The organism is Alkalinema pantanalense CENA528, from assembly GCF_050753345.1.
GTDB classification, from domain to species: Bacteria; Cyanobacteriota; Cyanobacteriia; order Leptolyngbyales; family Leptolyngbyaceae; genus Alkalinema; species Alkalinema pantanalense.
Genome location: NZ_JBLZFX010000083.1, coordinates 21,298 through 27,297, shown reverse-complemented (window position 1 = coordinate 27,297; position 6,000 = coordinate 21,298). Strand labels below are relative to the sequence as shown.

General features: G+C 50.6%; 5 protein-coding genes. 2 read left to right on the top strand and 3 right to left on the bottom strand.

Translation table 11 applies throughout. The features are described from left to right. Nucleotides 1–591: 591 nt before the first annotated feature. The gene (gene ilvD / locus ACN4EG_RS21015) at nucleotides 592–2,292 is read left to right on the top strand and encodes a dihydroxy-acid dehydratase (RefSeq protein WP_431632151.1); all 1,701 of its coding nucleotides are present in this window, start codon (nucleotides 592–594) and stop codon (nucleotides 2,290–2,292) included. Nucleotides 2,293–2,794: 502 nt separating this feature from the next. Here the strand turns inward: ilvD and ACN4EG_RS21010 are convergent. The 3 genes from ACN4EG_RS21010 to ACN4EG_RS21000 form a co-directional block, all read right to left on the bottom strand. Next, nucleotides 2,795–3,331, bottom strand: coding sequence for a hypothetical protein (locus ACN4EG_RS21010; RefSeq protein ID WP_431632150.1), 537 nt, complete (start codon nucleotides 3,329–3,331; stop codon nucleotides 2,795–2,797). Nucleotides 3,332–3,564: 233 nt separating this feature from the next. After that, the gene (locus ACN4EG_RS21005; RefSeq protein WP_431632149.1) at nucleotides 3,565–4,641 is read right to left on the bottom strand and encodes a peptidoglycan-binding domain-containing protein; all 1,077 of its coding nucleotides are present in this window, start codon (nucleotides 4,639–4,641) and stop codon (nucleotides 3,565–3,567) included. Between the two features lie 185 nt (nucleotides 4,642–4,826). Next, nucleotides 4,827–5,267: a secondary thiamine-phosphate synthase enzyme YjbQ gene (locus ACN4EG_RS21000; RefSeq protein ID WP_431632148.1), complete on the bottom strand. Its 441-nt coding sequence runs from the start codon at nucleotides 5,265–5,267 to the stop codon at nucleotides 4,827–4,829. A 190-nt stretch (nucleotides 5,268–5,457) separates the two neighbouring features. Between ACN4EG_RS21000 and ACN4EG_RS20995 the strand changes: the two genes are divergently transcribed. Further along, entirely contained in the window at nucleotides 5,458–5,970 is a 513-nt protein-coding gene (locus ACN4EG_RS20995) for a phosphate-starvation-inducible PsiE family protein (RefSeq protein WP_431632147.1), read from the top strand. Nucleotides 5,971–6,000 lie beyond the last annotated feature (30 nt).

Below are 6,000 nucleotides of genomic sequence, written 5' to 3'. Positions count from 1 at the left end.
CGAAGCGAGCCGCAATGGATGACACGTTTATGCTCCAAGTCTTAGCCGCTGCGTTGCCCGACTCGGGTAAAGACTCCACCCCTAGTTGTCAATAGCGTTTGAGATGCGCTTACCCTGGTTTCCCACCAAGCTTCAAAAGTCACAGGCTGGTTAATATATTGCTCAACAATGCGGGTGATTTCATTCCTGGGTAATCCTTTTTCATCTAATTGCTCAAAGGTTATATAGTCACCTTTGAAATAGTGTGGACTTTTCTTAACCTCGACACGAAAGATCCGTCCAAAGAGAGGACTTTCCCCGAGGTGGTTGACTAAGTCCAAGAGCCTTTGACCGGGCAGTTGATTGCTTTTACACCAAACTCGTAATTTTAAATTACAACCCATAGGAAGACCTCCCAACTCTAACGCCCAACTTAATTATCGTGGTATGCATTCAGGCCGTTGAATCTGAACTGTCCTGCCATCAATGCGCTTTCCCTGACTGTAACAACCCAAAGAACTCCAGGGAAAATGCCTGAGGGCACCAGTAGAAGTCTTACAATAACAGACTGTAGTTTTTACAACACTTTGCCGCCACTGGGGGGAGAGAACCATGTCAGACAAGCTCAGAAGTAGTGCCATTACCGAAGGGGTGCAGCGATCGCCCAACCGCGCCATGCTCCGGGCCGTTGGCTTCCAAGACGGAGACTTCAAAAAACCGATCGTCGGGGTTGCTAGTGCCCACAGCACCATTACCCCTTGCAACATGGGGATCGCGCCCCTGGCGGCTAAGGCCGAGGCTGGGATTCGGGCAGCGGGTGGCATGCCGCAAATCTTCGGAACCATTACTGTGAGCGATGGGATCTCCATGGGCACCGAAGGGATGAAATATTCCCTCGTCTCCCGCGATGTGATTGCAGATTCGATCGAAACCGCTTGTAATGCCCAAAGCATGGACGGCATCCTAGCGATCGGCGGCTGTGATAAAAATATGCCCGGAGCCATGATCGCCATGGCCCGGATGAACATTCCCGCCGTGTTTGTCTACGGCGGCACAATTAAGCCCGGTCACTTGGAAAACGAAGACCTCACCGTCGTCAGCGCCTTTGAAGCGGTAGGTCAGTACAGCGCCGGACGCATTGATGAAGTGCGTTTAACCGCCGTGGAACGTAACGCCTGCCCCGGTGCGGGGTCCTGCGGGGGGATGTATACTGCAAATACCATGTCCTCCGCCTTTGAAGCCATGGGCATGAGCCTGATGTATTCCTCCACCATGGCAGCGGAAGATCCCGAAAAAGCGGTGAACACCGAAGCAGCGGGCAAAGTGTTGGTGGAAGCGATTAAGAACAACCTCTGCCCCCGCGACATCATTACCCGCGAATCGATCGAAAATGCTATCTCCGTGATCATGGCTGTGGGCGGTTCCACCAACGCCGTGCTGCACTTTTTGGCGATCGCCCATACCGCTGGCGTGCCGTTAACGATCGATGACTTTGAAACCATTCGTCAGCGCGTTCCGGTACTGTGCGACCTGAAGCCCTCCGGTCGTTATGTTGCCACTGATTTGCACAAAGCCGGTGGCATTCCCCAGGTGATGAAAATGCTGTTGAACCATGGGCTACTCCACGGCGACTGCATGACGATTACGGGTGACACGATCGCCGAACGGCTGAAGGATATCCCCGACGAACCCACCCCCCACGAACCGATCTCCGGCCATCCGGTAATTCGGCCTTGGGATAACCCGATGTACAAGCAAGGGCACTTGGCCATCCTCAAAGGCAACCTAGCACCGGAAGGCTCCGTGGCAAAAATCAGCGGCGTCAAGAATCCCATCATCACCGGGCCTGCACGGGTCTTTGAATCCGAGGAAGAATGTTTAGATGCTATTCTCGCAGGCAAAATTAACGCAGGCGATGTGATCGTCATCCGCTACGAAGGCCCCAAGGGTGGCCCTGGGATGCGGGAAATGTTGGCTCCCACCTCGGCGATTATCGGGGCTGGGCTGGGCGATTCCGTCGGCCTGATTACCGATGGTCGTTTCTCCGGCGGTACCTACGGGATGGTGGTCGGTCACGTTGCACCAGAAGCTTTTGTGGGTGGCCCGATCGGCTTAGTGGAAGAGGGCGATTCGATTACGATCGATGCGCACCAGCGGTTACTGCAATTGAATGTGCCGGAGGATGTGCTGGCGCAGCGCAAAGCGAATTGGCAACCCCGCGCGCCTCGTTACACCAAGGGCGTTTTGGCGAAGTATGCCAAGTTGGTGTCGTCTAGCCACTTGGGCGCTGTCACCGATATGGGATTAGGTTAGTCCTGACGCGCAATCGATCGACGCGATCGGTTTAATGACAGTTCATTCATAATTAGGTAGGTTGCGATTCACGACCAAGATTTTCCGTGAACAACCTACCTTTTTTCGCGTTTAGATTAGCGTTTCGGTGAGCGTTGAGAATAATTTTTAACGTGAGTTCGACAATCAAAACTGTCCCGCACAAATCTCCTGTACTGGTACGGAGAACTCACTTTCGGGGGGTGTCGGGGGAGTAGAGTCCCCTGACAAAGCAGGGGGGCGGGGAGAAGTTCCCCGATCTTCGCTGCGCAGCAGCCCCGACGATTGAGCCGCACCACGAATTCATCGAACTCACGTGTTTTTATACCAAATCAACTGGTGATTACAACACATAACGATCCCCCTAAATCCCCCTTAAAAAGGGGGACTTTGAAAGAATTTGACTGAATTCCCCCCTTTTTAAGGGGGGCTAGGGGGATCGGATCTGTAGCATTAATGAATCAATTTGGTATTAGAGTGGCTTTTAAGGCTGCGTTTTGGAACGGTTAAAGCGAATTTTGGCTAAATAGCGGGTGACTTTTTCTTGGGTGAATTTTCCGCTAGGGAAGGTAATCGTCAAACGGGGATTGGGCGCTTGGACTGTCGGATAGGGCAATGTGTAGACATAGCCTTTGTGACTAAATTCAAAGCCTCTTAATAAACGCGGATCGTAGTCCTTCGCTTCTAGGTTCAGGCTGCCTTTGCCCTGCCGATCGCGGCTACGGTAATACCGGGGTTGGGTAGGATCTTTACGATCGGCGCAGATGTAGATTTTGTAATTTTGCGTTTCGGCGTAGGTCATCAGGCCGCCAGTGCCATCGCAGGTTTTGTCGCCCTTCAGTTCATCGAGATAGCCAACGGTCAGGGCAATTTGCAGGGGTTGTGGTTGGGCGGTGAGCCGTTCCAGCGGTTGCCCTGAGGGGGATGATAGATTGGACGATCGCGGTGGCGCAGCGTAACCCACCAACCCCAGAGATGCTAAATATCCAATCCCAACTAACGCCAAAGTTTTCCGTTGCATCGTCTGCCACCATATCGCTATATCTTAAAGTTTAATAACTTAATGCTGAGAAAGCATATTATTTATTTGACCCTGCGGAGCAATATGTTTTTGTGTATGAGCCAGAGCAGGCAAGAACATGACACCATGGATGACCGGTTACCTGTTCCCAGCTTCGCTCAAGATTCCCAGTTAACGATCGCAACTCTGTTTGCTTGGTTATTAGAGTAAGTTAATGTTTGGGAAAAAGGCCATTAATAACCATCGATTGACCAGTGGGGGGCATCGGAGGGTAACTTGTACAGGCCATAGGTCGCACCCACATCCCACAATTGTCGATTATCGAAGGAATTGGTAGGCTTGCCGATCGTGATTACTTTACCGTTGGCATCTTGAATTTTTAGTGTATCCTTCCATTCGACATACCAATCGATCGCGTAACCTATTGTGTGATTCGATCGTAATGCTGGAGGATAGGCAATATCATAGGTTCTGACCATCGCCTCAGCAGCTTTTACCGCCAAATCGATTGTGTAATGCATCCAATCAATTTCAATGCCTGGAAACATTGGTACATCCCGTGGGTCAAGGGTTTTGGCGAATACCTTGTAGGAATAATGCATCAAATGCACTCGTTCCGGCGGACGTAAGGTATTGTTGATTTCGATCGTGGCTCCCGCTGCCTTTAGCGCATTATTAAACGCTTGTACCCGCTGCCGAAAGGGTGAGGCCAAATCATCGATCGATACACTGGCAGGTCGAAACTTCACCCATTCGGGGCCGCTCAACCGCTGGCGCAGGCGACGACTAAATTCTGTCAGGATATCTAAACCTGGTTCCAAGTCTGTGCCCAGTTTTTTCTTGGTCTTATCTGAGAGTTTTTGTGCCAGGGTTGCCCGAAACGTTGTGTCCAGTTGTTTGTATGCTTGAACTAATGCCCTTGTACTGTTGGCCCCAAAGTCGCCATCCAGTTTCAGTGCGGGTTTCAGTCCAGCCGTATCATTCAGGGTTTTCTGGAGATCAATGACTTCGTCAATGCCATAATTGAGGGCTTGCAACAGGCGAGAAGCCGTTAGATTTGCAACGTAGAAAATGAATCCTTGCCTCAAAGCGACTTGATAGGTGGCCGCCTCCACCACGCCAGTGAGCGGTAACTTATTGGTGGTCTGGTAGGTACGGGTTGCAGTTTCTGTCGCGCGACCAAAGTCGCCATCCGCAGTCCCTACAGGTAATGCATTCGCCTGCAAAAACTTCTGCCATGCCACCACTGGATCACCATAGGAGCCGCGCCGAATTTGTACTAGCCCCAATACCGTTGCATTAAATGCCATAGCCCTTGATTTCCTTGAGTCAGGTGAGAAGCGAGGAGTTTGCTCACGAGGAGTTTGCTCACATTGTATGCAGGGTTGCTTCGATCGGCGAAATTGATCTAAAAAACTATAGCACTCGTTGCAAAATGCAACCGAATCACTGCATCCCGACTGCATCAATTCTCGATCACAGAAAGAATACTCCCCTAGGCTCCATTGACTTGAAACAACACAGTCCGTTTACGAGGCCCATCCAAATCCAGTAACAGCACCGATTGATAGGTGCCTAGGGCTAACTTGCCATCCACGATCGGAATCATCTCGCTCGTACTCAGCACCATCGCCATCAGATGGGAGTGGGCATTCCTAGGCTCATCCGGGGGAATATTGGGCCGTAAATGCAAATCATTGTGGAGGTAGCTATCTGTAGAAGGAGCCAGTTTGTTGAGAAAAACTTGGATATCTTCAAGCAACCGTTCCTCATCTTCGTTAATTGCTAAGGCCGTCGTGGTGTGGCGGGAAAACACGATCGCATGGCCATTCTGAATCTGAGTGGTCGCAATAAAGTCTTGCAAGGGCTGCGTAATATTGTGCAGGGTGATGCCTTCTCCCGTTTCCAGTTCCCAGAGGGTATGAACAATTGGCATTTCGCACGGTTCCTTGTAGAGTTCCTCTATATTCTCCCTGAAAACCCGTAGTAAATCAGTGTTTTCTTAAAACTCAAGGCAGATAGACGAAGGGGGCTGATTGCACCTATGACATTCTCTAATCAAAAACCGCTTGAAGAATCCCCGGAAAAGCCGCTTCAATAAAAGAACACTTCGCTAGGAGCCATCTATGCAGGAAGCATTACAAACACTGATGACTCAAATTAGCCGGACTCGCATTGTACGCGCGCTAGAAACAGTGCAGGATATGATTGTTGTATCCCTGTGCATTGGCTTGTTTATTGTGATGGTGATTCAGTTGAGAGATATGTTTATCTCACTGTTGCCTCCGCTGCATTTCCATGAAGTGGCAGCCGATATTTTATTTCTTTTGATTCTGGTTGAAATCTTTCGACTCTTAATTATCTACCTGCAAGAACAGCGTATTTCCATTGGTGTTGCAGTCGAGGTCGCGATCGTCTCTGCCTTGCGGGAAGTCTTAGTACATGGCGTGCTGGAAATCCATTGGCAGCAAATGCTCTCGACCTGCGCGTTCCTGATTGTAATGGCGGTGTTGCTCATTGTTCGGGTCTGGTTGCCCCCCACCTTTGAGGGCATTGACCCAGAGCGACAAGTCTCTGCCCGTCGTCGGCAAACCTCGATCGGCCAAAGTGCGATCGGCCTAGGTTGGAATGAACACTAGCCCCAGATACTGACTCAAAGGGTAAGGTAG

What these genes read in the sequence shown, in the direction of transcription:
- ACN4EG_RS21000 (WP_431632148.1), bottom strand. Translation starts at nt 5,267, where the DNA reads ATGCCAATTGTTCATACCCTCTGGGAACTGGAAACGGGAGAAGGCATC.
- ACN4EG_RS21010 (WP_431632150.1), bottom strand. Translation starts at nt 3,331, where the DNA reads ATGCAACGGAAAACTTTGGCGTTAGTTGGGATTGGATATTTAGCATCT.
- ACN4EG_RS20995 (WP_431632147.1), top strand. Translation starts at nt 5,458, where the DNA reads ATGCAGGAAGCATTACAAACACTGATGACTCAAATTAGCCGGACTCGC.
- ilvD (WP_431632151.1), top strand. Translation starts at nt 592, where the DNA reads ATGTCAGACAAGCTCAGAAGTAGTGCCATTACCGAAGGGGTGCAGCGA.
- ACN4EG_RS21005 (WP_431632149.1), bottom strand. Translation starts at nt 4,641, where the DNA reads ATGGCATTTAATGCAACGGTATTGGGGCTAGTACAAATTCGGCGCGGC.